Raw genomic sequence first — 25,616 nt, forward strand, 5'->3', positions numbered from 1 at the left:
CGTTCTAGTTTGGGGCCGAGTGCCGGCCCGGGACAAGCTCGGGAGCCCGGCACGGACAGGGGCAGCACCGTGACCGCTCTGGGACTGTGGAACATCGCCGGCCAGGAGCCGGACCGCCCGGCCGTCGTCGACCCGGGCGGCGGCACGGTCAGCTACGGCGAGCTGGCCGCCGCCGCGGACCGGTACGCGCGCGGGCTCCACCAGATGGGGCTGCGGGCCGGCGACGCCATCGTGCTGATGATGCCGAACTGCGCGGAGATGCTCGCGGTGCACTTCGCCGCGCTGCAGACCGGGCTCTACATCGTCGCGGTGAACTGGCACCTGGTCAGGCCGGAGGTGGCCTACATCCTGTCCGACAGCGGCGCCAAGGCGTTCGTGGCGCACGAGCGCTTCGCCGAGGTGGCCTCGGCGGCCGCCGAGCAGGCGGGGCTGCCCGCCGGGGCGCGGTTCGCGGTCGGTGAGGTGCCCGGTTTCCGCCCGCTCGCCGAACTGGGCGCCGACCAGCCACCCGGGCGGCCCGGGTCGCGGACCATGGGCGGGCCGATGCTCTACACCTCGGGCACCACCGGCCGCCCCAAGGGTGTCCGCCGCCCGCTCACCGGTGCCGACCCGGACGACGTGCCGGGCACCGCGATCTGGTTCTTCGGCATCTTCGGGTTGGCCCCGCACGACGGGCACGTGCACCTGTGCGGGTCGCCGCTCTATCACACCGCGGTGCTGAACTTCGTGGTCATCTCCATCCAGCTGGGCCATCCGGCGGTGCTGATGGACGGCTGGTCGCCCGCCGAGATGCTGCGGCTGGTCGAGCGGCACCGGGTGACCCACAGCCACCTGGTACCGACCCAGTTCTCCAGGCTGCTGGCGCTGCCCGAGGCCGAACGCACCCGCTACGACCTGTCCTCGATGCGCGCGATGATCCACGGGGCGGCGCCGTGCCCCCGGTCGGTCAAGCGGCGGATGCTGGACTGGTGGGGGCCCGTGGTGGTCGAGTACTACGCGGCCACCGAGGGCGGCGGTACCACGATCATGGCGGAGGAGTGGCTGCGCAAGCCCGGTTCGGTGGGCCGCCCGTGGCCGGGGTCGGTGGTGCGGGTGCTCGACGACGACGGCCACGAGCTGCCGACCGGTGAGCCCGGACTGGTGTACCTGCGGATGGGCACCTCGAGCTTCGAGTACCACGGCGACCGGGAGAAGACCAGGTCGGCGCGGGTGGGGGACCTGTTCACCCTCGGCGACGTCGGGCATCTGGACTCCGACGGCTACCTGTTCCTGCACGACCGCAAGGCCGACATGATCATCACTGGCGGGGTGAACGTGTACCCGGCGGAGATCGAGGGCGAGCTGGCCGGGCATCCCAAGGTGGCCGACGTGGCGGTGTTCGGCATCCCGCACCCGGAGTGGGGTGAGGAGATCAAGGCCGTGGTCCAGCCCGCCGACGGTGTCGCGCCCGGCGACGAGCTCACCGACGAGCTGCTGAGCTACGCCCGGGACCGGCTGGCCCGCTTCAAGCTGCCGCGCACCGTCGACTACGTCACCGAGCTGCCGCGCGACCCCAACGGCAAGCTCTACAAGCGCCGGCTGCGCGACCCGTACTGGGCGGAGGCCGCCCGACCCTGACCGGCCGCCGCCGCCCAGTTCGGTGGGGCCGCACAGACCCAGCGCCTGCCGCACAGACCGTGCATGCTCTGTGCGGCAGGGAGCCGGTCTGTGCGAGCGGTATCACTCGCCGCGGAACTCCGGGGCGCGCTTGGCGGCGAACGCCCGTGGGCCCTCCTTGGCGTCCGCGCTGGCGAACACCGCCATGCCCAACTTGGCCTCGACGGCGAACGCCTCCTGCTCCGCCATGCCCTCGGTCTCCCGCATGGTGCGCAGGATGGCCTGCACCGCGAGCGGGCCGTTCGCCGCCACCAGCTCGGCCAGCTCCAGCGCGCGCGCCAACGCCTCACCGTCCGGCACCACGTGCCCGATCAGCCCGATCGCGCGGGCCTCCTCGGCGGACAGGTGCCGCCCGGTGAGCAGCAGCTCCGCGGCCAGGGTGTACGGGATCTGCCGGGGCAGCCGCACCGCCGAGCCACCCAGCGGGAACAGCCCCCAGCGTGCCTCGGACACCCCGAACCGGGCGCTCTGCCCGGCCACCCGGATGTCGGTGGCCTGCAGGATCTCGGTGCCGCCGGCGATCGCCGGGCCCTCCACAGCGGCGATCAGCGGCTTGGTCAACCGCCGCCCCTTGAGCAGCGGCTCGATCACCGAGAGGTCCCAGCCGCCGCCGGCGAAGCTGTCGCCGGGGTGACTGGTGGTCATGGCCTTGAGGTCGGCGCCGGCGCAGAACGCCCCACCCGCCCCGGTCAGCACGCAGGCCCGGATCGACGGGTCGCCGTCGACCTGGTCCCAGGCGTCCTTCATGATCGCGAGCATCGGGCCGGACAGCGCATTGCGGGCGTGCGGGCGGTTCATGGTCACGATCAACACGGCGCCGCGCCGCTCGAGCAGGCAGTGCGGCTGCTCGTCGTCCTCGGGGCGGGCGGCGGCGTCCGGTCTTGTCGGAACTGTCATCGACACTCCTGATAGCCGGGGCGGAGTATTGTCCGAAACGATAACATGTTCTAGTTTATTGAGAATGGCGCTGAACATCGCGGACCTCTTCGAACACGCCGTCGACCTCGTCCCGGACCGGATCGCGCTGGTCTGCGGAGAGCAGCGGGTGACCTTCGCGCAGTTGGAGGAGAACGCCAACCGGCTGGCCCACCACCTACGAGATCACGGTGTGACACCCGGGTCGCACGTGGGTGTCCAGTGCCAGAACTCGATCGAGGCGGTGCAGGCCATCCTCGCCGCCTACAAGCTGCGCGCGGTGGCCGTCAACGTGAACTACCGCTACGTCGAGAACGAGCTGCGGTACCTGTTCCAGAACGCCGACCTGGTCGCGCTCGTGCACGACCGGCGCTACACCGACCGGGTTGCCCAGGTGCTGCCCGAGGTGCCGACCCTGCGCCACGTCGTCGTGGTGGACGACGGCAGCGGAGTGACCGTCCCGGCCGCGCACGGCACGCACTACCAGGAGGCACTGGCCGGCTCACCCGCCGAGCGTGACTTCGGCGAGCGCAGCGGCGACGACACCTACGTGCTCTACACCGGCGGCACCACCGGCATGCCCAAGGGTGTGCTGTGGCGTCACGAGGACGTCTGGCGCGCGCTCGGCGGTGGGATCGACTTCATCTCCGGCGAGAAGCTCACCGACGAGTGGCAGCAGTCGCTGGCCGGCAAGGACTTCGCGCTGGTCCGGCTGTGCCTGCCGCCGTTGATCCACGGTGCCGCGCAGTGGTCGGTGCTGCCCGCGCTGTTCGGCTGCGGGACCGTGGTGCTGGTGCGGCGGTTCGACCCGGCGGAGGTGTGGCGCGCCATCGAGCGCAACCGGGTGAACGTGGTGACCATGGTCGGCGACGCGATGGCCCGGCCGCTGATCGAGGCGTTCGAGAGCTACCCGGCCGGCAGCTACGACGTGTCCTCACTGGTGGCGATGTCGAGCCACGCCGCGCTGTTCTCCCAGTCGGTGCAGGAACGGATCCTGGCCGCACTGCCGAATGTGGTGCTCACCGACGCGATCGGTTCCTCGGAGTCCGGCTTCAACGGCATCCAGCTCGTCGCCAAGGATGCCGAGCGCACCGGTGGGCCCCGGGTCAGCCCGGGCCCGGACGTGATCGTGATCGACGACGCGGGCCGCCAGGTGCCGGTGGGGTCCGGCCAGGTCGGCCGGGTCGGGCGCGGCGGCCACATCCCGTTCGGCTACTACAAGGACCCGGCGAAGACCGCCGAGCTGTTCGTCGAGATCGACGGCACCCGCTACGCGGTACCCGGCGACTACGCGCGGATGGAGGTCGACGGGACCATGACCCTGCTCGGCCGGGGCAACGTGTCGGTCAACACCGGCGGCGAGAAGGTGTTCCCCGAGGAGGTCGAGGGCGCGCTGAAGTCGCACCCCGACGTGTTCGACGCGCTGGTGATCGGGGTGCCCGACGAGCGGCTCGGGCAGCGGGTCGGGGCGGTGGTGCAGCCGAGGCCGGGTGCCGCGCCGGACCTGGCCGCCCTGGACGCGCACGTCCGCGCCCAGCTGGCCGGGTACAAGGTGCCCCGCAGCCTGTGGCTGGTCGACGAGGTCGGCCGGTCGCCGAGCGGCAAGCCGGACTACCGGTGGGCCCAGGACCACGCCGCGACGCACGCCCCGGTCGCCGAGGCGCCGACGCCGGTCTCGTCGACCGGGTCGTCCGACGGGTCTTCCGTCGGATGAGCGCGGGAAACGTGCGCACCGAGATCTGCGACCGGTTCGGCATCGAGCACCCGATCATCGGCTTCACCCCGTCCGAGCACGTCGCGGCGGCGATCAGCCGCGCCGGCGGCCTCGGCGTGCTGGGGTGTGTGCGGTACAACGACGCCGCCGAGCTGGACCGTGCGCTGCACTGGATGGACGACAACACCGGCGGCCGGCCGTACGGGGTCGACGTGGTGATGCCGGCGACGCTGCCCACCGAGGGCACCCCGGTGGACCTGGGCACGCTGATCCCGGCCGGGCACCGCGAGTTCGTCGAGCGCACCCTCACCGAGCTGGGGGTGCCGCCGCTGCCCGCCGGCTCGGACGCCGCCGGCGGGTCGGGCGTGCTCGGCTGGCTGCACTCGGTGGCCCGCGCGCACGTGGACGTCGCGCTCAAGCACCCGATCGCGCTGATCGCCAACGCCCTCGGTTCGCCGCCCCCGGACGTGCTGGCGCGCGCGCACGACGCCGGCATCCCGGTCGCCGCGCTGGCCGGCACCGCCGCGCACGCCCAGCGGCACGTCGACGCCGGCGTGGACGTTGTGGTCGCGCAGGGCTACGAGGCGGGCGGGCACACCGGGGAGATCGCGACCATGGTGCTGCTGCCCGAGGTGGTGGACGCGGTGGGGGACCGGGCGCCGGTGCTGGCCGCCGGGGGTATCGGCACCGGGCGGCAGATCGCCGCTGCGCTCGCACTCGGCGCCGCCGGCGTCTGGATGGGTTCGACCTGGCTGACCACGAGCGAGTACGCCACCGGCATGCCTGCCTCGGCGACCCAGGCGGCGTTGCTGGCGGCCGGGTCCTCGGACACGGTGCGCTCGCGGGTGTACAGCGGCAAGCCGGCGCGGCTGCTGAAGACCCGCTGGACACAGGCCTGGAGCGCCCCCGATGCGCCTGCGCCGTTGCCCATGCCGCTGCAGAACCTGCTGGTCGGCGCCGCCCACGAGCGGATCTCCCGGTCCGGCGACCCGGACGTGGTGGCGATGCCTGTCGGTCAGATCGTCGGCCGGATGAACGTGGTCCGCCCGGTGGCCGACGTCATGGCCGACCTGCTCGGGGAGCTCGACGGCACGCTGGACCGGCTCGGCGGGCTGCGCTAGGAACCCAGCTAGCTCGAGTCGCGGGCCGGCGCGGCCGGCGGCCGCTCGAGAGTAACGCCAGTCCGTGATTCACATGATCGAAGCGAGCTAGCGTTACGTTGACCTTGAAACACTCGCGTCGTAACCCGGTTCACCTCCGGCGCGTCCGGAGTAGCCCCGCCGGAGCCCTCCGGGACAGCTCGCCCGGGCCCCTGGGGGAGCGCCGTACGCCTCGGGGACACCCTGAACCGACTTATCCGCCTGGGCCGGAGTTCTCCGGTGCAGGGGAGCCAAGTCAGCCGAGAGTAACGCCAGTCCGATAACGCTCATGATTGAAACGAACTGGTGTTACGTTGACCTTGAAACTCGCGCAGGGAACTGACTGACGTCCGAAGTCGCCCTGCCGGCGCGGCGAACCCGGGGGTCCAAGGCGGAGCGATGCCCGCCACAACAGGGCTCGCCCAGCGATCTATCCCGACTCGCTGCAAAATTCCGCGACTCACCCTGCCAAATATCCCGACTCACCCTGCTCAAAATCCCGACTCGCGCAAAATTCCGCGACTCGCCGAAGCGTGCCCCGGTCCCGTCGACACGGCTCGAACCGCGGGCCGGCGGGGGTCAGCCGCTCTTGCGCCGGAAGGTGCGCTTGCCGCCGGCCTTGCGGTGTGCCTCGCCGACCTTCGGTGACGCGGCTCCGTGACCTTGGGAGGACCGGGCCTTGGCCTCGCCGCGTTTGCGGTCGAGCGCCGCGCGGAAGCGGTCCTTGAGCTCGTCGGCGTGGGCGGCGGGATCCGGCGTCGCCTCGGTGGCGTCCGCGTCCGTGCGCGGCTCCTCGGCCTTCGGCGAGTCCGGCATGTGTCCATCCCCCTGTTATCGGTGCGATCTCGGCCAGCCTGGCACGTCCGGAGCACGCCCGCGATCGGGTTTGCCCGGTGATCCACCGTTCACCGTCGATGGTAGTCGCTGCGCCGTGGCGTTCTCACCACCGGCAAGCCGCCGGGCCGCTCTGTCGGGGGCCGGAGGGGCACCGGCTCACTGTTCGGCGGGCAGTGGGGTACCGGGGTCCTCGGCGAGCAGGGCGCCGAGGCGGAGCAGTTGTTCGGTGGCGCCGCCCAGGGCGAACTCGTAACGCTTGGCGGCGGTGAAGTACCGGTGCAGGGGGTGCTCGACGTCGAGCCCCACGCCGCCGTGCACGTGTACCGCGGTGTGCGCGACCCGGTGTCCCGCGTCGGCCGCCCAGAACTTCGCGGTGGCGATCTCGGCGTCGGCGGGCTGCCCGGTGGCCAGCAGCCAGGCCGCCTGCCACAGGGTCAACCGGATCGCCTCCACGTCGACGTAGCCGTCCGCGAGCCGTTGCGACACCGCCTGGAACCCACCGATCGGCCGACCGAACTGGACCCGCGCGCGGGCGTACTCGGCGGTCAGCTCCAGGGCGCGCTCGGTGACTCCCAGCTGCAGCGCGCACAGCCCCACGGTGGCCCGCGCGAGCAGCCAGCCCGCCACCTCCGCCCCCTGCCCGGCCCGCCCGAGCACCCGGTCGGCCGGCAACGCCACGTCCGTCAGTTCGAGCTGGCCGGCGCTGTCCAGGTCGACCATCCGCTGCCGGTGCACCCTCACCCCGCCGTCCGCGGCTTCGACCAGGAGGACGACGGGCCCCTCCGCTGTGGCCGCGGGCACCACGAACAGGTCCGCGATCGCACCGGAGGGCACGGCCACCGCGGTACCGCTGAGCACCCAGCCGCCGCCGGGGCCCGGTACCGCCCTCGGCGCAGCGGCTTCGTCGGACACCTCGAGGGCGGCGGTCAGCACCAGCCGCCCAGCGGCGGCCGGCGCCACCCAGCGGTCCAGCTGCCCGGCGTCGGCAAACCGGGCGAGCGCGGACGCGGCGACCGCGATCGAGGTGAAGTAGGGCACCGGTGCCACCGTGCGGCCGATCTCGACCAGGACCCCGCACTGCTCCAGGAGCCCGAGCCCGCTACCCCCGACCGACTCCGGCAGTGTGGCCGCGAGCACCCCGGCCTCGGCCAGCGCGGACCACAGCTCCGGGTCGAACCGGTCCGCGCCGTCCTCGAGCTTGCGCAGCCGGTCCGGGGTGGCCTGGTCGGTCAGGATGCGGCGGGCCAGCGCGGTGAGGTCGGCCTGCGCCTCGGTGGGGGAGAAGTCCATGGTGACCTTTCAGCGTCGGGAGATCGGCTGGCCCAGGGCGGCTGCGGCGATGATGTCGCGCTGCACCTCGTTGGTACCGCCGCCGACGGTGAGGATCAGCGCGGCCCGGTGCATCCGTTCGATCCGCCCGCGCAGCAGCTCACCCGGCGAGCCGGCCCGGACGGTCGCGGCCGGGCCGAGCACCTCCATCAGCAGTCGGTAGGCCTCGGTGGCGAACTCGGTACCGAACACCTTGGTCGCCGAGGCGTCCGCCGGGCCGGGAGTGGCCTCCGCCGCCGCGAGCCGCCAGCCCATGAGCTTCAGGAACTCGGCCTTCGCGTGCACCCGCGCCAGGTGCACCTGGACCCACTCCCGCCGCAGCGCACCGGTGGCCCTGGCCCACTCGGTCACCTGGCGCAGTGCGGTGAAGATCGGCGCGGCCGTGGTGAGCGCGACCCGCTCGTGGTTGAGCTGGTTGGTGATCAGGCTCCAGCCCCGGTTCTCCTCGCCGACCAGCGCGGACCCCGGCACCCGGACATCGGAGTAGTAGGTGGCGCTGGTGCCGACACCGGCCATGGTGCGCACCGGCGTCCAGGAGAACCCGGGGGCGTCGGTGGGCACGATCAGGATGGACAGCCCCCGGTGCGCCGCCGCGTCAGGGTCGGTCCGGCAGGCCAGCCACACGTAGTCGGCGTGCTGGATCAGGCTGGTCCACATCTTCTGGCCGTTGATGACGAAGTCCGCGTCGGGGCCGTCGCCGTCGCGGACCGCCCTGGTGCGCAGCGATGCCAGGTCGGTGCCGGCCTCCGGCTCGGAGTAGCCGATGGAGAAGTGCAGCTCGCCGCGGGCGATCCGGGGCAGGAAGAACGCCCGCTGCGCCGGGGTGCCGAACCGGATGATCGTCGGGCCGATGGTGTTCAGGGTCAGGAACGGCACCGGTACCCCGGCGGCGGCGGCCTCGTCGGTGAAGATCAGTTGATCGGTCAGCGACCGGTCCTGGCCGCCGTGCTCCGACGGCCAGCCGAGCGTGAGCCAACCGTCCGCCCCGAGCTGGCGGACGATCTCGCGGTAGGCTCCGCCGCTGCCGTACTCGCCTTCCCCAGAGGTCAGGTCGGCGTGGCGCTCCGGGGTCATCACACCGGCGAAGTAGGCCCGCAGTTCGGTGCGTAGCGCGTCCTGTTCCGGGGTGAACGCGAGATGCATCCGGTGCTCCGTTCCGAGGTGGCTACCCAACGGCTAACTGTAACGCGTTACAGAAAGTGTAGAGATCGCGTACAGCCAGGTCCAGTGGGGTGCAGACACAACATTGATACCCCAGGTTTGACTGAAATAAGAACCGGTTCTAGCATCCGCGTGACGTCGGCCGGGGGCTCGGTCGGCGCTCGGAGAGGAGCTGGCGCTGATGGCGGTCGAACCGCGGGATGCCAGTCTGGGCGGCCGGGTCGCGGTGGTCACCGGAGCGGGTGCCGGACTGGGTCGGGCCGAGGCGCTCGCGCTGGCCGCCGACGGCGCCGACCTGGTGCTCAACGATCTCGACCCGGCGGCGGCACAGGTGGTCGACGAGATCGAGGCGCTGGGTGGGAAAGCGGTGCTGGTGACCGGCGACATCGCCGAGCGCGCCACCGCCGACGCACTGGTGGCCACCGCGCTGGAGCGGTTCGGCGCACTGGACGTGGTGGTGAACAACGCCGGTCTGCTGCGCGACCGGATGGTCTTCGGGATGACCGACGAGGACTGGGACCTGGTCATCCGGGTCCACCTGCGCGGGCATTTCCTGCTCTGCCGCAACGCCGCCGCGCACTGGCGGGGCCAGGCCAAGGCGACCGGCGCCCCGGTGTACGGGCGGGTGGTCAACACCTCCTCGGAAGCGTTCCTGCTCGGCCCGCCGGGGCAGGCGAACTACGCCGCCGCGAAGGCCGGCATCGTCGCGCTCACCGTCTCCACCGCCCGGGCGCTGCGGCGGATCGGCGCGACCGCCAACGCGATCTGCCCCCGGGCGCGCACCGCGATGACGTCCGACGTCTTCGGCGCGGCACCCACCGACGGCCCGGACCCGCTGAGCACCGACCACGTCGCACCGCTGGTCGCCTACCTCGCCTCGCCGGCCGCCGCCTCGATCAGCGGGCAGGTGTTCGTGGTGCACGGCGGCAAGGTCGCGCTGCTCGCGCCGCCGACCGTGGAGCAGCGGTTCGACGCGGCCGGCGACCGGTGGTCGGCGGCAGAGCTGGACGCCACCGTCGGGCGCTACTTCACCGACCGCGACCCGGAACGGATGTTCATCGCCTCGGAGGTGCTGGCGCTGTGAGCGCGCACGAGCCCCTCGAGCCCGAGCCCCGCGCCGCGGCGGGGCGCCTGGCCGGCAAGGTCGCGCTGATCACCGGCGCGGCCCGGGGCCAGGGCGCGGCGGCGGTGCGCCGGTTCGTCGCCGAGGGGGCCAGGGTGCTGGCCGCCGACATCGCCGACGAGGCCGGCAAGGCGCTGGCCGAGCAGCTGGGGGACGCGGTCCGCTACACCCACCTCGATGTCGGCTCCGAGGAGGACTGGGCGGCCGCGATCACCGAGGTCACCGGCGCCTTCGGCCGGCTCGACGTGCTGGTCAACAACGCCGGCGTGCTGCACTTCAGCGCGCTCGCGGACACCACCCTCGCCGACTACCTGCGGGTGGTCACGGTCAACCAGGTGGGCACCTTCCTCGGCATGCGGGCCGCCGTGCCGGCGCTGCGGGCCGCCGGCGGCGGCTCGATCGTCAACCTGTCCTCGATCGAGGGGCTGGCCGCCGCCCCGTACCTGACCGCCTACACGGCCAGCAAGTTCGCCATCCGGGGCATGACCAAGGTCGCCGCGCTCGAGCTCGGGCCCGACGGCATCCGGGTCAACTCGGTGCACCCGGGCATGATCGACACGAAGATGATCAGCGACGCGATCGGCGGCGCGGAGCTGGACCTGAGCCGGGTCGGGCGCAAGCTCGCACTGCGCCGGGTGGGCCACGTGGAGGACATCGCCGCGCTGGTGCTCTTCCTGGCCAGCGACGAGAGCGCGTACTGCACCGGCTCGGAGTTCGTGGCCGACGGCGGCGCCACCGCGACGCACGCACTGAACGTCACCTAGGACCGGGGCCAGTCGTTGGATCATCATATCGCCGGGAGGTCAGCATGACCCGTGGAGGCAGGGCCCCCACAGACTTCCCTGGGGTGCGCGCGCTACGGCAGGTCGGCAATCTCGCCACCCTGGCCTGGCTGGTGTTCCGCAACCTGCCCCGCCGCCCGTTCCAGCTCCGCGAGTTCCTGCAGCAGGCGTGGTTGTTCGCCAGCGTCACGATCCTGCCGACCGCGCTGGTGGCCATCCCGTTCGGCGCGGTGATCGCGCTGCAGCTGGGCTCGCTGACCGAGCAGATCGGCGCGCAGTCGTTCACCGGCGCGGCCAGCGCACTGGCCATCGTGCAGCAGGCCAGCCCGCTGATCACCGCTCTGCTGGTGGCCGGCGCCGGCGGCTCGGCGATGTGCGCGGACCTCGGGGCGCGCGCCATCCGCGAGGAGATCGACGCGATGGAGGTGCTCGGGATCAACCCGGTGCACCGCCTCATCGTGCCGAGGGTGCTCGCCGCAATGTTCGTCTCGGTGCTGCTCAACGGCCTGGTCAGTGTGGTCGGCGTGATGGGCGGCTACTTCTTCAACGTGGTCATGCAGGGCGGTACCCCGGGCGCCTACCTGGCCAGCTTCAACGCGCTGGCCCAGCTGCCGGACCTGTGGATCAGCGAGTTCAAGGCGCTGCTCTACGGATTCGTCGCCGGCGTGGTCGCCGCCTACCGGGGCCTGAACCCGCGCGGCGGCCCGAAGGGGGTCGGCGACGCGGTGAACCAAGCCGTGGTGATCACCTTCCTGCTGCTGTTCCTGATCAACCTGATCCTGACCGGGATCTACCTGCAAGTCGTCCCGCCGAAGGCGCTCTGAACCGATGCCCCGCTACTCACCCATCGTGCCGCCGTCGCGGCTGTCGCTCAGCGCCATCGCCGCGCGCGCGGTCGACCGGCGCGCCACCACGCTGGCCGACGTCGGCTGGCAGCTGGCCTTCTACGGGCGGACGGTGGGCTCGGCGCCGCGCGCGGTGCGCCGCTACCCGAGGGAGACGCTGCGGCTGCTCTCCGAGGTGTGCTTCGGCACCGGCGGCCTGGCGGTGATCGGCGGCACGCTCGGCGTGATGATCGGCATGACCGTGTTCACCGGCGCGGTGGTCGGCCTGCAGGGCTACTCGGCGCTGCAGCAGCTCGGTACCGCCGCGCTGACCGGGTTCATCTCGGCGTACTTCAACACCCGCGAAGTGGCGCCGCTGTCCGCCGGACTTGCGCTGTCGGCCACCGTGGGCTGCGGGTTCACCGCCCAGCTCGGCGCGATGCGGATCTCCGAGGAGATCGACGCGCTCGAGGTGATGGCGGTGCGCAGCCTGCCGTATCTGGTGACCACCCGGGTGGTGGCCGGGTTCGTCGCGGTGATCCCGCTCTACGTGGTCGGCCTGCTGGCCGCCTACCTGGCCTCACGGCAGACCACGGTGTGGTTCTACGGCCAGTCCGGTGGCACCTACGACCACTACTTCCACGTGTTCCTGCCGCCCGGCGACGTGCTCTGGTCGTTCCTGAAGGTGCTGGTCTTCGCCCTGGTCGTGATCCTCTCGCACTGCTACTACGGCTATACCGCGACCGGCGGGCCGGCCGGGGTCGGGGTGGCGGTGGGCCGGGCGGTGCGCACCTCGATCGTGCTGGTGTCGTTCACCGACTTCTTCCTGAGCCTGGCCATCTGGGGCTCCACCACCACGGTCCGGATAGCCGGGTGATCTGGTACACCCGCGCCGAGCGGCCCCGCTACCTGCTCCTGGGACTGCTGTTCCTGGTGCTCGCGGTGGGCTTCGTGGCCCTCTCGGTCGGGATCTACCGCAAGGTGTTCACCCCGGTGGACCTGGTCACGCTGCGGGTCGAGCGGACCGGAACCCAGCTGAACGCCGGGGCGGACGTCAAGGTGCGCGGGGTACGGGTGGGGTCGGTGCGCTCGGTGGCCGCCGACGCGGACGGGGCGTCGATCACGCTGGCGCTGGACCCGGACTCGGTGGCGCTGGTGCCGGCGAACGTCTCGGCGCGGGTACTGCCCAAGACGCTGTTCGGCGAGCGGTACGTGGACCTGCGGCTGCCGAGCGCGCCCGCCGCGCCGATCGCCGCCGGCGACGTGATCCCCCAGGACCGGTCCGAGACGGCGATCGAGGCGCAGCAGGTACTTGACCACCTGCTGCCGCTGCTCACCGCCGTGCACCCGGCTCAGGTGGCGACCACGCTGAGCGCACTGTCCCAGGCGCTGCACGGCCGGGGCACCCAGCTGGGCACCACGCTGGTCGGCCTGGACAACTACCTCAAGGGGTTCAACCCCGCGGTGCCTGACCTGATCAAGGTGTTGGACGACCTGCCCCCGGTGGCGGACGCCTACGCCAGGGCGGCGCCGGACCTGTTCGGCGGGCTGGCCGACCTGACCACCACGACCCGGACCTTCGAGGACAAGCGCGACCAGCTGCGGCGCGTCTTCCTCGGGGTGGGCGGCGCGTCCGACGACCTGCACGACTACCTCGACGACCACGGCGACGACCTGGTTGACCTGTCCCGCTCGGCCCGCCCGGCGCTGCAGGTGCTGGCCCACTACGCGCCCGAGCTCCCGTGCTTCTTCCGCCAGGTGGTCGGCGGGATCCCGCGCGCCGAGGCGACGTTCGGCAAGGGCTCCGCGCACCCCGAGCAGGTGAAGGTGCTGCTCGAGATCGCCGCCAACCGCGGTAGGTACGTGCCCGGGGTCGATACGCCGCACTACGAGGACAACCGGGGCCCGCGCTGCTACGACCAGACGCCGGTGTTCCCGCAGTACCCGCCGGGTGGCCCGCTCCAGGACGGTTCCCGCAAGCCCGTGGCGCCGGCCGAGGAGCCCGACCCGCTGTCCGGCCTGCTGCCGCTGGACGACCCGGCCAACCGCGGTCGCGAGGTCGGCCCGGGCGACGGGAGCAAGGGGGACGCCCTGCTCATGGTGCCGATGATCGGTGACCGGCCCGGGGTGCCCACCGAACAGCCGCACCCGGCCACGCCGCTGGAGGGCCCACGATGAGGGACGCGCTGGGCCCCTCGGTCAAGCTGGCGATCTTCACGGTGGTCACCGTGCTGTTCACCGGCATCCTTGCCGCCACCATCGCCAACACCGGCTTCGGCCGCGGCTCCGGGTACACCGCGATCTTCACCGACGCGTCCGGGCTGCAGGACGGCGACGACGTACGGATGCGCGGGGTGAAGATCGGCCAGGTCACCGGGCTGCACGTCCAGGACGGCCAGTTCGCGGCCGTGGACTTCCAGGTGGACTCCTCGCGCACCCTGCCGGCCTCGGTGACCGCCGTGATCAAGTACCGCAACCTGATCGGCCAGCGGTACGTCTCGCTGGACACGGGCACCCCCGGCCCGGCAGAGCCGACCGGCACGCTGCCGGTGGGCGGCACCATCCCGCTGGGCCGCACCCACCCCGCGCTGAACCTGACCGAGCTGTTCAACGGCTTCCAGCCGCTGTTCCAGGCGCTCAGCCCGGACGACGTCAACAAGCTCTCCTTCGAGATCATCCAGGTGTTCCAGGGTGAGGGCCCGACCGTGGAGAGCCTGCTGACGTCCACCGCGTCGCTGACCTCGACGCTGGCCGACCGGGACGAGGTCATCGGGCGGGTCATCGACAACCTGAACACGGTCATCGGCACGGTCAGCGACCGGGCGCCACAGCTGTCGCAGCTGATCGACACGCTGCAACAGCTGGTCAGCGGCCTGAACGAACAGCGCCAGCCCATCGGCTCCGCGATCGACGCCCTCGGCGACCTGACCGACACCACCGCCGGGCTCTTCGAGCACGCCCGGTCGCCGTTGAAGGACGACATCGGCCACCTGCGCGATCTGGCCGGCACGCTGAACGACAACTCCGACACGATCGACCACGCGATCACCACCTGGGGCCCCAAGCTGGACCGGCTGGCCCGGACGGTGGGCTACGGCAGCTGGTTCAACTTCTACATGTGCCAGCTCAATGCCCAGGTCTCGGTGCAGGACAAGGGCGTGGTCGTGCCGGTGTTCCCACTGGAGGGCACCCAGCGCCCGGCCAGGTGCGGGCCGTGAAGGCGCTGAAGGAGCGCAACCAGGCCGCGGTGGGCGCCGTGGCCCTGGTGCTGATCGTGCTCGCGGCGTTCACCGCGTACCACGCGCAGGACCTGCCGGGCATCGGCGGCGGCACCGAGTACACCGCCCAGTTCACCGAGTCGGCCGGGCTGAACCCGTCCGACGAGGTGCGGGTGGCCGGCATCCGGGTCGGCAAGGTCACCGACGTCGGCCTGGCCCGGGGTGCGGTCGTGGTGCGGTTCCGGGTCACCGGGGTGCCGGTGGGGGACCAGAGCCGCGCGTCCATCGAGATCAAGACGCTGCTCGGCGCGAAGTACCTGGCGGTGCACCCGGCCGGCGCCGCCGCGCAGGACCCGGACGTGCCCATCCCGGTCGCCCGCACCAACACCCCGTTCGAGATCCCGGACGCGTTCAACCAGCTCAGCCAGACGGTGAACCGGATCAACACCGACCAGCTCGCCCAGAGCTTCCGGGTGCTGGCCACCACGTTCGCCAACACACCCCAGGAGTTCCGGGGCACGCTGGACGGCCTGTCCCGGCTCTCCCAGACGATCTCCTCGCGGGACCAGGCACTGACCTCGCTGCTGGCCAGCGCCAGCAACGTCAGCGGGGTGCTGGCCCAGCGCAACCAACAGGTGGACAAGCTGATCTCCGACGGGTCGACGCTGCTGGGCGAGCTGCAGCGGCGCAAGGACGCCATCAGCCGGCTGCTGGACGGCACCGAGCGGCTGGCCGACCAGCTGCACGGCGTGGTGAACGACAACCAGGGGCAGCTGCACCCGGCGCTCCAGCAGCTGGACGACCTCACCAAGCTGTTGCAGCGCGACCAGGACGACCTCGCGCACGGCATCGCCGCGCTCGCGCCCTACACGCGGGCCTACAACAACGTGGTCGGCAACGGCCGGTGGTTCGACGGCTACTTCTGCGGGCTGCTCACCCCGACGATCAACCTGGGTGCCGTGGAGCTCAACCCCGGCGGCTGCGGCCCGCCGAAGCCCCTCGACCAGCCGACGGCACTGCGGAGCGGCCGATGAGCGCGCGCGGCAGGACTCCGCTGATCGCGCTGGCCTGCGTTTTCGTCCTCGTGTTGGCCACCGGGCTGTGGTGGCTGACCCGGCCGGCCGCGCCCACCCGGCTGACCGCCTACTTCGACCGGGCGGTCGGCCTGTACGACGGTTCGGACGTCCGGGTGCTCGGGGTGAAGGTGGGCACGGTGCGGGACGTCACCCCGGAGGGCCCGGTCGTCCGGGTGGATCTGACCGTGGACCCGAAGTACCCGATCCCGGCCGGCGCCTCGGCGGCGATCATCGCGTCCAGCCTGGTCAGCGACCGGTACGTGCAGCTCACGCCGGCCTACATCGACGGCCCGACGATGGCCACCGGCACAGTGATCCCCCGGGAGCGCACGGCCACCCCGGTCGAGATCGACGAGCTGCTGCGCAGCGTGGACACGCTGTCGACCGCGCTCGGCCCGAACGGCGCGAACAGCACCGGCGCGCTGTCCGCCGTGCTGGACACCACGGCGGCCAACCTGGCCGGCAACGGCGCCGATCTGAACACGACGCTCACCCAGCTCGGCAAGCTCGCCGACACGCTGGGCCGGTCCCGGGGTGACCTGTTCGCCACGGTGGACAACCTGAACACGTTCACCGCCACGCTGGCCCGGAGCGACGCGCAGGTGCGCCAGTTCCAGTCCCGGCTGGCCGACGTGAGCGGCTACCTCGCCGGCGAGCGCGGCCAGGTGGGGGACACGCTGAAGGCGACGGCCGGCGCGCTCGGCCAGGTGAGCTCGTTCATCAGGGACAACCGCGAGCTGGTCGCGTCGAACCTGCGCCAGCTGACGGACATCACGCAGGCACTGGTCGACGAGCGCAAGGCACTCGCCGAGGTGATCGACGTGGCGCCGCTCGGCTCGGCCAACTACCTGGGTGCCTACGACTCCGCGTCCGCCTCGATCGCGGTGCGCGGCGTGTTCACCGAGCTGCAGCTGCCGATCGGCGTGCTGGCCTGCACGATCCTGCAGCGCTACGGCAAGCAGCAGCCGCAGCTCAACCCGCCCGTCGGGCAGGACGTGCTGAGCGCCTGCGTATCGCTGATGCAGGGGCTGAACAAGATCGTGCCGACGCCGTCGCCGGCGCAGGTGCTCGGCGACGTGCAGCAGGGCAAGCTGCCCCTGCCCGCACTCCCGCCGGCGTCGGCACCGGGAGGTGGCCGGTGAGACGGCTGCTGGGACTGCTGCTCACCGTCGCGGTGGGCGGCGGCCTGCTCGCCGGCTGTGGTTCGGGGCTGTACGGCGCCCCGCTGCCCGGCGGCGCCGACCTGGGCGGCCACCCGTACCGCGTCACCGCCCAGTTCGTCGACGTGCTCGACCTGGTGCCGCAGGCCACCGTGCGGCTGAACGACGTCGCGGTGGGCCGGGTGGACCAGATCTCGCTGGCCCCGGACGGGTCGGTGGCGCTCGTGTCGCTCGCTATCAACGGCGACGTGGCACTGCCGGCGACCACGCACGCCGAACTGAGCTCGGCCAGCCTGCTCGGGGAGAAGTTCGTCGAGCTCGTCGCGCCCCCTGGGCAACCGACTCCGCCAGCCGGCGCACCGCTGCGCGACGGCGCCGTCATCCCGGTCGCCAACACCCGCCGCTACCCCGAGGTGGAGGAGGTGTTCGGCGCGCTGTCGCTGCTGCTCAACGGCGGCGGGCTGGCCCAGCTGCAGGACATCGTCCGCGAGGTCAACGCGACAACCAGCGGCAACGAGCCGCAGCTGCGCGACCTGCTCACCCAGGTGGCCCGGCTGACCGGCCAGCTCGACGCCCAGCGGGCCACCATCGTGCGTGCCATCGACGGCCTGGACCGGCTCGCAGGAGTGCTGGCCGGCCAGACCGGCCACATCGACACGGCGCTGGACCAGCTCGGCCCCGGCCTGCGGGTGCTGAACGACCAGCGCGACCAGCTGGTCACCATGCTCAAGTCGTTGGACCGGCTGTCCGGGGTGGCGGTGGACACCGTGAACCGGAGCCGCGACGACCTGGTGGCCGACCTGCGCGCGCTGACCCCGACGCTGCGCGAGCTGGCCGAGGCCGGCGACAACATCCCCAGGTCGCTGCAGATCCTGCTGACCTACCCGTTCCCGGACTACGCGATGAAGGCGCTCAAGGGCGACTACTTCAACACCGACCTGCTGTTCAAGCTGGACGTGAACAGCACGCTGGGCAACCTGCTCCGGTCCTCGCAGCCGCCGGTGGCGATCCCGGGCACGCCCGCCGAGCCGCTGCCCGGCGCGCTCGGGCAGATCATCCGGACCCCGTTGCTGCCGGAACCGAGGCCGCCGGCCGGGCTGGGCGGGCTGCTGCTGCCCCTGTCCGGTGGCGGCGGCGGGGGAGACCGATGATCAGCCGCCGAGTCAAGATCCAGCTGGTCATCTTCGCGCTCATCGCGGCCATCGGGGTGACGTACACCGGGGCGCGCTACGCCGGGCTGGACCGGCTGTTCGGGGCGGGTGGCTACCAGGTCAGCGTGCGGCTGGCCGACTCCGGCGGCATCTTCCCGAACGCCGAGGTCACCTACCGGGGGGTGGCCGTCGGCCAGGTGACCGCGCTGCGGCTGAACCCGGACGGCGTGACGGCCGACCTGCGCATCGAGGACACCGCCCCGCCGATCCCCGCCGACACCGCGGCCGTGGTCAGCGACCGCTCGGCCATCGGGGAGCAGACGGTCGACCTGCGCCCCGCCCACACCGGCGGCCCCTACCTGGCCGAGGGCGCGGTCATCCCGGTGCAGCGCACCACCCTGCCGCCCACCCCGTCGGACGTGCTGACCAACCTGGACCGGCTCGCCGGCAGCGTGCCCGCCGACTCGCTGCGCACCGTGGTCACCGAGCTGGGCACGGGCTTCGTCGGCACCGGGCCGTCGCTGCGGCAGCTCATCGACGGCGCCGGCGGGTTCAGCCAGACCGCCACGGCGCACCTGCCGCAGACCGTCGGCCTGCTGGACAGCGCGCAGACCGTGCTCAACACCCAGCGCGAGCAGAGCGCCGACGTGCTGGAGCTCAGCCGGGGGCTGCGCCAGATCGCCGCCCAGCTGAAGGACTCCGACCCGGACCTGCGGCGCATCGTCGACGACGCGCCCGAGCTGGCCGAGCAGGTGCGGTGGCTGCTCGACCACGCCGGCCAGCCGCTGTCCGACGTGGTGCGCAACTCGTTGGTGGTCGCCCGGATCACCGAGACCCGGGTGCCCGCGCTGCAGGAGCTGCTCGTCGCGTTCCCGATGGTCAACGCCGTCGGACCGACGCTCGCCCCGGACGGCCGGGGCCGGCTGGCGTTCATCCCGAACTTCTACGACCCGCCGCCGTGTGAGAAGGGCTACCAGGGCACCCAGCAGCGCGGCGCGGACGAGTTCGGGCCGGTCAAGCCCAACTACGGCGTGCACTGCGCCGAGCCGAAGGGCAGCCCGACCAGTGTCCGGGGCTCCCAGAACGCGCCGACCGGTGGCGGTCGATGAAGGGCCGCGACCCGGAGCCCACCTGTCCGGCCGCACTCCATACGATCTGGCAACCGTGAGCATCTCCAACATCGTCATCGCCGTTGCCGTGGTGGTGTGGCTGATCGTGCGGCAGCTGCAGGTGCGACCGGTGAAGGAGAACCGCCCGTACCGGATCGCGCTGGTCCTGGGGGTCATCGGCGTGATCGAGATCAGCAACTACGTCGGCGGCAAGCACCTCCCGGCGGTGGCCTACGTCATCCTGGTGCTCAGCCTGGCGGTCGGCGCCGTCTTCGGGTTCCTCCGGGCCCAGGTGACCGCGGTGTGGCGCGGCGACGACGGCGTGCTCGTGCGGCAGGGCAACGCGGTCACCGTGGTGCTGTGGATCATCGGGCTCGCGCTGCACATCGGGATCGACCTGGTTCTCAGGCGCACCACGACCGCCGCCGACCAGCTCGGCTCGGTCAGCCTGCTGCTCTACCTCGCGGTGACGGTCGCCGCGCAGCGCTGGCTGGTCACCGGCAAGGCCGCCCGTCTAACCCCCGCCTGACCCGGTCACCCGCCGCCCCGTGAGTGGCGGCCTGTTGTTACCGAGCTGCACAACAGGCATGTTTTTCCGCCGCTCAACGTGCACGGTGTGCAGCTCGGTAACGATAGGCGCGTGCGCCCGCCGCTCAACGTGCACCGTGTGCAGCTCGGTAACGGTGGGCACGTGCGCCCACCGCTCAACGTGCACCGTGTGCAGCTCGGTAACGGTGGGCAGGTGCGCCCGCCGCTCGACGTGCACGGTGTGCAGCTCGGTAACGGTGGGCACGTGCGCCCGCCGCTCAACGTGCACGGTGTGCAGCTCGGTAACGGTAGGCACGTGCGCCCGCCGCTCAACGTGCACCGTGTGCAGCTCGGTAACGGTAGGCACGTGCGCCCGCCGCTCACGAGTGTGTCCAGTCGCTCGGTGACCCGGATGGGTCCGGCGTGATCTCATGAGCCGCGAGTCCAGCGCGGCAACATCGGAGGGGACCTGTGGCCGGTAACGCAGCGAAGCAGTCGACGAACGACCCGACCGCGACCGGCAACGAGGTGGCGGTCCGGCTCGACGGCCCGGTCCCACGCACCCTTGGCGTGCTGGACCAGGGTGCTTTCTGGGCGAACCTCGGGGTGAGCCTGCTCGGCTTCGCCGGTGTGCTCGCGGTGCTGCAACCCTCCGGCGCCACCCAGCTCACGGTTGCGGCCGCGGTGCTTGCGACGATTGTCGGGACGGTGATCGGCAGCGCCATGGTGGGCCTGTCCGCCATCCCCGGCGCGATGACCGGGGCGCCGGCGATGGTGCTGCTTCGCGGGCTCTTCGGCGGCCGGCTCTCCGCGGTGCCGACCTTCCTCAACGTCGTGCAGCTGATCGGCTGGGGCACCTTCGAGCTGGTGGTGATCGCGCAGGCGGCGCAGACCGCGTTCCCGAACACGGTGCGCTGGGTCTGGGTGGTGGGCGCCGGCGTGCTGACGGTGCTGCTGACACTGCGCCCGCTGGGCACCATGCGCCTGCTGCGCCGGGTGGTCACGATCGCGGTGGCGATCTCGCTGGCGTATCTCGCGTGGCACCTGCTGCGGCATCCGCTCCCGAGTCTGGGGGAGGGGAGCTGGGAAAGTTTCTGGAAGGGCGCGGACGCGGCGATCGCGGTGGCGATCTCCTGGATCCCGGTGGCGTCGGACTACTCCCGGCACTCGCGTACCCCGTTCGCCGCATTCACGTCGGCGACCATTGGCTACTCGATCGCCCAGATCGTCACGTTCCTGCTCGGACTGGTGGCCCTGGCTCTGGTCGCCGGCAACGGTGACGCGGTGTTCAGCCCGATGTTGGCCGTGCCGTTCGGGCTGGTGGCCTTCCTGGTACTGACGGTGCGCGAGGTCGACCAGTCCTTCGCCAACGTCTACTCGACGGCGGTGTCGGTGCAGAACCTGCTGCCCCGGGCCGACCGGCGGGTGCTGACCGTGTGCACCGGTGCGCTGATCATGTTGTTGGCACTGGCGCTCGACATCAACTCGTACGCGGATTTCCTGTTGGTGATCGGTTCGGTGTTCGTTCCGCTGCTCGGTGTCGGGGTCGGCGATGCGCTGGCCCGGCGCCAACTGGTCCGGGACCTGTCGCCGACCGCTCCGTCCCGGCCGTTGATGCTGCTCGCCTGGCTGATCGGGCTCGTCGTCTACCAGCTGGTGAATCCGGGCGGCCTGGCCGGCTGGTCGGACGCCTGGATCTGGGCTCAGCACGCCGTGCACCTGTCCCCGCCGTCCTGGCTCTCGGCGTCGCTGCTCTCCTTCGTGTGCGCGGGTATCGCGGCGATCGCGCTCGTCCCGCTGGAAGGACGTGCGCGTCGCGGTTAACAGACCGCGCGAGAGGCTAGCGGACCTCGTAGATGCACCACACCATGGTCGCCAGGCTCTCGGCGAGCCTGTCGAGCGCGGCGTTGTCGGCGATCGACGCGATCTTGGTCATGCCGCGCTCCGCCATCCAGGTGAGCCAGGCGGCCGTCTCGTGCGCCAGTACGTCAGGGCGGACAAATCCCGCCCGCTGCCCTTGGGTGATGTGCTCGGCGATGGACCGCTGGACCTCGGCGAAGCCCTGCTCGAAGAGCTCCCGCACGGCGGGTGAGTGGTACGACGCCTCCACCATGGCGCCGATCACCGGCACGTGGGGGAGGTAGATGTCGAAGTTGCGGCGGAGCTCGGCCCGCAGCTCGTCGCGGGTCGGAGCGGTGTCGCGGTCCCACGGTCGGATCGCGGCGGCACGCACGTCGGCGAACACCGGCTCGCCGAGTGCCAGCAGCAGCTCGTTCTTGTCCTTGAAGTACCGGTAGAAGGTCGAACGCGACAGCAGCGCGTCCTGCAGGATGTCCTCCACCCGCAGGTTGGCGTAGCTCCCGGCCTCGGCAACCTTCTGCTCGACCACGGGTAGGACACGCCCGACGATCTCCCGCTTCCGTGCCTCGTGTCGGCGGGCGTCGATCTCCTGCTGATCGATGGTCACCGCGCCGAGCGTAGTCGGTGGCAGGTGGCAGTCACCGCACGGATGGGACCCCGTGTATGTTTTGTGAAACACAGTGTTCCAGGAGGCCCGATGACACGGTCGTTGTCAGTCCACGAGCCGGGCACCGACCTGATCGGCGTCGCCGCGACCGAGGGCGGGTGGGAGCCGCACACGGTTCATACGCACTACTTCGGCTTCCAGGTGCCGGAGGCCGGGATCGGCGCGTTCACCTACATCCGCTACCAGCCGTACTTCTCCCTGTCGCAGGGCAGTGTGATGATCTTCCAGGGACTCGACCACCGGATGCCGCTGGACATGGCGTACCTGGACTGGCAGATGACGATGCCGTACCCGACGGTCGACGGTTCGAAGATCACCGCCGCTAACGGCTACAGGATCGAGTTCCTCGAGCTCGGGCGTCAGGCGCGGATCACCTATGAGAGCGCCGACGCCGCGTTCGACATCACCCAGACCGCCGTGACGCCGCTGGTCGCGCGCGGCGCGGTCATCCCCGGCGAGAATCTGCACGTGTCACACGACCCCGGCGGCAGCGAACAGTTCATGCACTGCACCGGTGAGCTGCGGCTGCGCGGTGAGACCTACGCGGTGGACTGCTACATGCCCCGGGACCGCTCCTGGCGCCAGAGCCGCACCGAGGAGCGCGGTGGGCGCCACGACCCCCCAGTTGCCTGGACACCCATCTACTTCCCGGACAACCAGCTCGCGTTCAACCAGGTCGGGTTCGAGTCACCGGGCACCAACCCGGTGTGGGAAGGCGCGCTGTCGATCCCGGCGGGCGCTCCCGGTCACCATTTCGCCTGGGTGTGCGACCGGGGCGAGCTGCGCGACCTGACCCGCGTGCACCGCTCGGTGGACGAGTTGCACCCGTACGTCCCGGCGCCGCTGCGGCAGACCATCGAGGCCGAGGACAGCGCCGGGGCGGTCTACCGCTTCACCGGCGAGGCGGTGGCCCTGGCGCCGATCCCGTCCTGGCCCAACGCGTTCACCTGGGACAGTGTGATCCGGTGGACCGACGATGCGGGCCGGATCGGCTACGGTCCCTGCCAGGGCATCTGGTACGACGCCTTCCAGCGGCTGATGAAGGACCTCCGGTCGTGACCGGCGAGGCCTGGGACACGCTGCACGACCCCGGCTCGCCGGACGAGCACTGGTCGACGGACAACGTCGGCGAGGCGGCACCGGGGGTGCTCACGCCACTGAGCTGGAGCATGTGGGGCGCCACCGGCGACCGGATGCCGCGCGAGATCGCGTTCCGGATGGGCATGTTCTCCGCGGCGGACCGCCGCGACTTCCCGCGCATCGTGCGCCCCTTCTACGGGCGGATCGCGATGCGCATGGAGTACCTCGGCGCTGTCGGCGACCGGATGCCCGGCGCCACCGGCCAGGACGCGGTGCGCAGCCTGTTCGGGCGGGTGCCGGAGACGATGACCTTCGCCCCGAGCCGCGCCCGCTACCCCGTTGTCGCCTACCGGATGCCTTGGGCGATGCTCGGCACGCCCCGTGCCGTGCGCGCTGTCGCGGCGGAGACCGACGACTGGTGGCGCAGTCAGATCGCCCGGCTGCCGGCGCTGACGACCGAGGGGGCCAGGACGGTGCTGGCCGACGCGGTCGCGCGCTTCGACGAGACGCTGACGATCCACTCGCTCGGCCTGCTCGCCGTAATGCAACCGCTGCTGGTGGAGCTGACCAAGCTCGTCGAGCGCGCCGGGGTCGGTGACGTCGGCGCGCTCAGTGGCACCGGCGGGGCCGAGATGGCGATCATCGAGGACATCTGGGAGGCCTCCCGCGGCAGGATCACGGTCGACGACGTCATCGCCAACCACGGTTTCCACGGCCCCCTCGAGGGCGAGGCCTCGGGTCGGGTGTGGCGTGAGGACCCCGCACCGCTGATCCGGATGATCAGTGGTTACGCCAAGCTCGACGATGCCGAGAGTCCGGTAGCGCGGACGAGACTCGCGCGGGAACGGCTCCCCGAGCTGCAGCGCGCGGTGTTGGCGGCCCTGCCGCCCGGCCGACGCGCGTCGGCCCGGTTGCTGCTGCGCCTCGCGGCTCGGCTGCTGCCGCTGCGTGGCGTCGGCAAGCGCGCGTTCCTGCAGTCGCTCGACGTCGCGCGCGGCGCCACCCGCCGCCTCGGCGAGCAGCTCGAGCTCGACGCCTTCTACCTGACAGCGGCCGAGCTGACCGGGGAACTACCGCCCGGCGCGGGGGAGCTGGTGGCCCGCCGCCGCGAGCGCCGCCGGGAGTACCAGTCGCTCACCATCCCCAGCATGTGGCGGGGCGTTCCCGCGCCGGTGGCAGCGGGGGAGCCGGCGGACAGCGCGGTCAGCGGCATCGGTGTGAGTGCCGGCATCGCGGAAGGCGTCGTGCGGGTGGTCACCGACCCGAGCTTCGCCGAGGTCGAGGAGGGCGAGGTGCTCGTGACGCCGACGACCGACCCGAGCTGGGCGTCGATCATGTTCCTCTCCTCGGCACTCGTGGTGGACATCGGCGGTGCACTGAGCCACGCGGCGGTGGTGGCCAGGGAGCTGGGCATCCCGTGTGTGGTGAACACCCGCAACGGCAGATGCGTGCTGTGTACCGGCGACCGGGTGCGGGTCGACGGCAAGGCCGGCACCGTCGAGGTGCTCGAGCGGGCCGACGAGATCAGGCGGTGGTCAGGAGTCCGCCTGGGCCGGGATGTCGCACCGCTGGTTGGCGTAGATGGACCCGACGATCACCGGCAGGTTGTTCGGCGGGTTGAGCTCGGCGGCGACCCGGCCGGTCAGTGAGTCCTCGCAGGCATTGGTCGCGGCCAGCGTGCCGTCCTGGCCGCCGATCCACATGTCCAGGTGGGTGTCGGTGCCGGCCGGCGCACGGCTGGCACCGGAGTCCTCCACGATGACGTAGCGCTTGACCGTGGGCAGGTAGAACCGGGTGCCCGGCTGCCATGCCATGGCCCCCTGGTGACCGGGTACCGCGACGGTGATCGGGTCGGCGAAGGTGCCGGTGCCGCCGGCCTGTTGGTGCAGGACCGGTTCGCCGACGACGGACGATCCGGGGGGCGTGTTGTCCTGCCAGGAGTAGCCGGTCAGCCAGATGTTGAGTTGCTTGGCGGCGGGCGCCGGGGCGGCAGGTGGCGCGGCGAGTGGCGGCGGAGCGGACGGCCTGACGGCCGGTGCCGGAGCGGGCGCGGCTGGCGCCCGCGCGGGCGGCGCGGGAGCACCGCAGGCGGCGAGCGACACCATGACCGCGGCGAGCCCGACGCCCCAGCGGGCCGACGGACCCAGTCGGCGCGCGGCGGATCTCCAGGACTGCGGCACAGAATTCACGCTACAAGCGCGCCGAGGGGGAGGAGGCCGAGAAAGCGGCGTCACGCGAGATTCACATGTAGGCCACAGCTAACTACCTCGCCGAGTACGTCTCGCCG

Annotated in this window: 24 protein-coding genes; 17 read left to right on the forward strand and 7 right to left on the reverse strand. The window is 71.8% G+C overall.

The features are described from left to right. Positions 1–69: 69 nt before the first annotated feature. The gene (locus tag ACTXG6_RS26745; RefSeq protein WP_445182136.1) at positions 70–1,617 is read left to right on the forward strand and encodes an acyl-CoA synthetase; all 1,548 of its coding nucleotides are present in this window, start codon (positions 70–72) and stop codon (positions 1,615–1,617) included. A gap of 102 nt (positions 1,618–1,719) precedes the next feature. On the opposite strand, the gene ACTXG6_RS26750 is transcribed toward ACTXG6_RS26745, so the two are convergent. Beyond that, complete coding sequence (locus tag ACTXG6_RS26750) at positions 1,720–2,553, reverse strand: crotonase/enoyl-CoA hydratase family protein (RefSeq protein WP_445182137.1); 834 nt, start codon at positions 2,551–2,553, stop codon at positions 1,720–1,722. A gap of 64 nt (positions 2,554–2,617) precedes the next feature. Between ACTXG6_RS26750 and ACTXG6_RS26755 the strand changes: the two genes are divergently transcribed. Both ACTXG6_RS26755 and ACTXG6_RS26760 read left to right on the forward strand, forming a co-directional pair. After that, entirely contained in the window at positions 2,618–4,285 is a 1,668-nt protein-coding gene (locus ACTXG6_RS26755; protein WP_445182138.1) for an acyl-CoA synthetase, read from the forward strand. A gap of 11 nt (positions 4,286–4,296) precedes the next feature. Further along, a complete protein-coding gene (locus ACTXG6_RS26760) occupies positions 4,297–5,406 on the forward strand; it encodes an NAD(P)H-dependent flavin oxidoreductase (RefSeq protein ID WP_445190116.1) in 1,110 nt (369 codons plus the stop codon). Between the two features lie 597 nt (positions 5,407–6,003). On the opposite strand, the gene ACTXG6_RS26765 is transcribed toward ACTXG6_RS26760, so the two are convergent. The 3 genes from ACTXG6_RS26765 to ACTXG6_RS26775 form a co-directional block, all read right to left on the reverse strand. Continuing rightward, positions 6,004–6,240: a DUF5302 domain-containing protein gene (locus tag ACTXG6_RS26765; RefSeq protein ID WP_445182139.1), complete on the reverse strand. Its 237-nt coding sequence runs from the start codon at positions 6,238–6,240 to the stop codon at positions 6,004–6,006. Between the two features lie 177 nt (positions 6,241–6,417). Next, positions 6,418–7,551: an acyl-CoA dehydrogenase family protein gene (locus ACTXG6_RS26770; protein ID WP_445182140.1), complete on the reverse strand. Its 1,134-nt coding sequence runs from the start codon at positions 7,549–7,551 to the stop codon at positions 6,418–6,420. A 9-nt stretch (positions 7,552–7,560) separates the two neighbouring features. Beyond that, entirely contained in the window at positions 7,561–8,733 is a 1,173-nt protein-coding gene (locus tag ACTXG6_RS26775) for an acyl-CoA dehydrogenase family protein (protein WP_445182141.1), read from the reverse strand. A gap of 199 nt (positions 8,734–8,932) precedes the next feature. On the opposite strand from ACTXG6_RS26775, the gene ACTXG6_RS26780 reads away from it, so the two are divergent. Genes ACTXG6_RS26780 through ACTXG6_RS26830 form a run of 11 tightly spaced genes read left to right on the forward strand, consistent with a single transcriptional unit; the run spans position 8,933 to position 19,723 of the window. Then, positions 8,933–9,835, forward strand: coding sequence for a 3-oxoacyl-ACP reductase (locus ACTXG6_RS26780; RefSeq protein WP_445182142.1), 903 nt, complete (start codon positions 8,933–8,935; stop codon positions 9,833–9,835). Beyond that, a complete protein-coding gene (locus ACTXG6_RS26785) occupies positions 9,832–10,638 on the forward strand; it encodes a glucose 1-dehydrogenase (RefSeq protein WP_445182143.1) in 807 nt (268 codons plus the stop codon). The genes ACTXG6_RS26780 and ACTXG6_RS26785 overlap by 4 nt, the downstream gene beginning before the upstream one ends. 44 nt (positions 10,639–10,682) lie before the next feature. After that, entirely contained in the window at positions 10,683–11,480 is a 798-nt protein-coding gene (locus ACTXG6_RS26790; RefSeq protein WP_445182144.1) for an MlaE family ABC transporter permease, read from the forward strand. 4 nt (positions 11,481–11,484) lie between these two features. Continuing rightward, the gene (locus tag ACTXG6_RS26795) at positions 11,485–12,357 is read left to right on the forward strand and encodes an MlaE family ABC transporter permease (RefSeq protein WP_445182145.1); all 873 of its coding nucleotides are present in this window, start codon (positions 11,485–11,487) and stop codon (positions 12,355–12,357) included. Beyond that, a complete protein-coding gene (locus ACTXG6_RS26800) occupies positions 12,354–13,658 on the forward strand; it encodes an MCE family protein (protein WP_445182146.1) in 1,305 nt (434 codons plus the stop codon). Before ACTXG6_RS26795 ends, ACTXG6_RS26800 begins: the two co-directional genes overlap by 4 nt. Further along, complete coding sequence (locus ACTXG6_RS26805; RefSeq protein WP_445182147.1) at positions 13,655–14,698, forward strand: MCE family protein; 1,044 nt, start codon at positions 13,655–13,657, stop codon at positions 14,696–14,698. Before ACTXG6_RS26800 ends, ACTXG6_RS26805 begins: the two co-directional genes overlap by 4 nt. After that, on the forward strand, positions 14,695–15,732 hold the full coding sequence (locus tag ACTXG6_RS26810) for an MCE family protein (RefSeq protein ID WP_445182148.1): 1,038 nt from the start codon (positions 14,695–14,697) through the stop codon (positions 15,730–15,732). Before ACTXG6_RS26805 ends, ACTXG6_RS26810 begins: the two co-directional genes overlap by 4 nt. Then, positions 15,729–16,916: an MCE family protein gene (locus tag ACTXG6_RS26815; protein ID WP_445182149.1), complete on the forward strand. Its 1,188-nt coding sequence runs from the start codon at positions 15,729–15,731 to the stop codon at positions 16,914–16,916. The genes ACTXG6_RS26810 and ACTXG6_RS26815 overlap by 4 nt, the downstream gene beginning before the upstream one ends. Beyond that, complete coding sequence (locus ACTXG6_RS26820; RefSeq protein WP_445182150.1) at positions 16,913–18,085, forward strand: MCE family protein; 1,173 nt, start codon at positions 16,913–16,915, stop codon at positions 18,083–18,085. Before ACTXG6_RS26815 ends, ACTXG6_RS26820 begins: the two co-directional genes overlap by 4 nt. Then, positions 18,082–19,194: an MCE family protein gene (locus tag ACTXG6_RS26825; protein WP_445182151.1), complete on the forward strand. Its 1,113-nt coding sequence runs from the start codon at positions 18,082–18,084 to the stop codon at positions 19,192–19,194. The genes ACTXG6_RS26820 and ACTXG6_RS26825 overlap by 4 nt, the downstream gene beginning before the upstream one ends. A gap of 55 nt (positions 19,195–19,249) precedes the next feature. Then, positions 19,250–19,723 carry a hypothetical protein gene (locus tag ACTXG6_RS26830; RefSeq protein ID WP_445182152.1) on the forward strand — a complete coding sequence of 158 codons (474 nt, stop codon included), beginning with the start codon at positions 19,250–19,252 and terminating at the stop codon, positions 19,721–19,723. On the opposite strand, the gene ACTXG6_RS26835 is transcribed toward ACTXG6_RS26830, so the two are convergent. Then, positions 19,709–20,062, reverse strand: a complete 354-nt coding sequence (locus ACTXG6_RS26835) for a hypothetical protein (protein ID WP_445182153.1) — start codon at positions 20,060–20,062, stop codon at positions 19,709–19,711. The two genes, ACTXG6_RS26830 and ACTXG6_RS26835, sit on opposite strands and share 15 nt — an antisense overlap. A 131-nt stretch (positions 20,063–20,193) precedes the next feature. Between ACTXG6_RS26835 and ACTXG6_RS26840 the strand changes: the two genes are divergently transcribed. Beyond that, complete coding sequence (locus ACTXG6_RS26840; RefSeq protein WP_445182154.1) at positions 20,194–21,546, forward strand: purine-cytosine permease family protein; 1,353 nt, start codon at positions 20,194–20,196, stop codon at positions 21,544–21,546. Between the two features lie 16 nt (positions 21,547–21,562). Here the strand turns inward: ACTXG6_RS26840 and ACTXG6_RS26845 are convergent, their stop codons facing one another. Then, on the reverse strand, positions 21,563–22,189 hold the full coding sequence (locus tag ACTXG6_RS26845) for a TetR/AcrR family transcriptional regulator (RefSeq protein ID WP_445182155.1): 627 nt from the start codon (positions 22,187–22,189) through the stop codon (positions 21,563–21,565). 90 nt (positions 22,190–22,279) lie between these two features. On the opposite strand from ACTXG6_RS26845, the gene ACTXG6_RS26850 reads away from it, so the two are divergent. Both ACTXG6_RS26850 and ACTXG6_RS26855 read left to right on the forward strand, forming a co-directional pair. Then, positions 22,280–23,308: a hypothetical protein gene (locus ACTXG6_RS26850; protein WP_445182156.1), complete on the forward strand. Its 1,029-nt coding sequence runs from the start codon at positions 22,280–22,282 to the stop codon at positions 23,306–23,308. After that, positions 23,305–24,978: a PEP-utilizing enzyme gene (locus tag ACTXG6_RS26855; RefSeq protein ID WP_445182157.1), complete on the forward strand. Its 1,674-nt coding sequence runs from the start codon at positions 23,305–23,307 to the stop codon at positions 24,976–24,978. The genes ACTXG6_RS26850 and ACTXG6_RS26855 overlap by 4 nt, the downstream gene beginning before the upstream one ends. Here the strand turns inward: ACTXG6_RS26855 and ACTXG6_RS26860 are convergent. Next, the gene (locus ACTXG6_RS26860) at positions 24,865–25,518 is read right to left on the reverse strand and encodes a hypothetical protein (protein ID WP_445182158.1); all 654 of its coding nucleotides are present in this window, start codon (positions 25,516–25,518) and stop codon (positions 24,865–24,867) included. The genes ACTXG6_RS26855 and ACTXG6_RS26860 overlap by 114 nt on opposite strands. Between the last annotated feature and the right edge of the window lie 98 nt (positions 25,519–25,616).

This window comes from Pseudonocardia sp. Cha107L01 (assembly GCF_052566575.1).